Origin of the sequence: Nocardia sp. NPDC060220 (assembly GCF_042727815.1) — a bacterium.
GTDB lineage: Bacteria > Actinomycetota > Actinomycetes > Mycobacteriales > Mycobacteriaceae > Nocardia.
In genome coordinates this window covers 1-1,749 of record NZ_JBHWZY010001152.1, presented here as the reverse complement: position 1 = coordinate 1,749, position 1,749 = coordinate 1, and the positions used below count along the sequence as shown (strand labels likewise).

General features: G+C 66.4%; 2 protein-coding genes. One reads left to right on the top strand and one right to left on the bottom strand.

What is annotated here, in order from left to right; genetic code table 11:
- Positions 1-422: beta-ketoacyl synthase N-terminal-like domain-containing protein (locus ACFWF3_RS34715; protein WP_379318295.1), on the bottom strand; the 422-nt coding region annotated here is incomplete at its 3' end.
- 272 nt (positions 423-694) lie between these two features.
- Between ACFWF3_RS34715 and ACFWF3_RS34710 the strand changes: the two genes are divergently transcribed.
- The coding region (locus ACFWF3_RS34710) for an MMPL family transporter (protein ID WP_379318293.1) at positions 695-1,749 on the top strand (1,055 nt) is incomplete at its 3' end.

Here is a 1,749-nt window from a genome sequence, read left to right as displayed (position 1 = left end):
GTGTGGAACAGGGCAGGGCCCACCACCCCGATCACCGACTGGTCGACGACGAAGCCGCCCACATAGACCCCCACCTGCGCGCCGGCCGAGCGCCCCGCGATCCCGGCATCGTCGAGGGCCTCCCAGGTCACCTCGAGCATCAACCGTTGCTGCGGGTCGAGCACCGTGGCCTCGCGCGGTGAGATCCCGAAGAAGTCGGGATCGAACTCCCACGGATCGTTGGTCATGAAGGCGCCGTGTTTGGTGTAGCTGCGCCCCGGGGTTCGCGGTTCGGGGTCGTAGTAGCGGCGCCAATCCCAGCGATCGGCGGGCATCTCCACGACGCCGTCGCGCTTGTCGACGATAAAGTCCCAGAACGATTCCGGGGAATCGATTCCGCCCGCGAACCGACATCCGATTCCGACAATGGCAATATCCGACACGAAATTTCCTCCGGCTCGACCGGCCTGTGGCATGTGACCGTTGGTGTCAACGTAGAAGCCCACCCCCGCGGCGATCGTGGCGATTACCGACCTCTGGAATTTCGGACGGGTAATCGCGCGGTCTCCTGTGATCGGGCCCAGAGCGCGAAGTCATGGCTCACAACAGCATTCCGAGAATCGTTGTGACCGGCCGCAACATTGCGCGGTAGCGACCGAAAAGGCAGGCGACTCCTGACAAGTTCGACCACATCGCGAGCAGTTGGGAGGCGAATGTGTTCGCCGAGTTGACACAATGGGCAGACACCGTCGTGCGGCGGCGATATCTGGTGATCTTGATAATGGTGACCGGATTACTGGCACTGGGCACCTACGGGCTCGGACTCGGCGCGGATCTCAGTGCGAAGGGCTTCGACGATCCGTCTTCGGAATCGGTGCGCGCGGCGCACGTGCGCGACAACGCGTTCGGCCGTGATCACAGCAGCGACGTGATCCTGCTGGTGCGGGCGCCCGAAGGCACCACCATCGACGATCCGGCTTTCGCCGCGACGGTCGTGGCGGGCCTGAACACTCTGCCGCAGCGGTTCCCGAACGAGATCGACCGCGTCAACGGCGCGTATTGGCCGACCGATACCGGCGTGGCGATTCCCGAGGTCTTCGGGTCCCCCGACCGTGACTACGCGTTCGCCTCGGTCGCGGTCAGCGGCCTCGACCCCACCGAACAGGGCCGCAATTACCGCAAGATCGCCGAGGAGTTCGTGATCCCCGGAGTCGAGGTCGAGCTCGCCGGCGGACAACCGGTCGCACTCGCGTTGAACGACACCATGGTTCAGGATCAGCGCCGGGTGGAGTTGTTCGCCGTCCCCGCGGTCGCGATCCTGCTGTTCTTCCTGTTCGGCGGTGTCGTCGCCGCGGCGCTGCCGCTGATCGTCGGCGGACTCACCATGCTCGGCGCGTGGGGACTGCTGCGCTGCCTCACCGCGGTCACCGAGGTGAACTCCTTCGTCTCCCCGGTCGTTTCGATGATCGGGCTCGGCCTGGCGATCGACTACGGACTGTTCGTGCTCAGCCGGTTCCGCGAGGAACTCGCCGATGGACGCACCGTCGACGACGCGGTCCGGCGCTCGGTGACCACGGCGGGACGCACCGTGCTGTTCTCGGCCCTGATCGTGGTGGTCGCGGCAGCCGGGATTCTGGTGTTCCCGCAGGGCCGGGCAGCCGGAGGTGGTGCCGGCCGCGGAGGGGTTCCGCTGCGGCGGCTGGACGGCGGTCGCGCTCAACAGCGGTGTGCTCGAACTGAGCGAGGCCGACGAGCAGGACGGGACGGGAG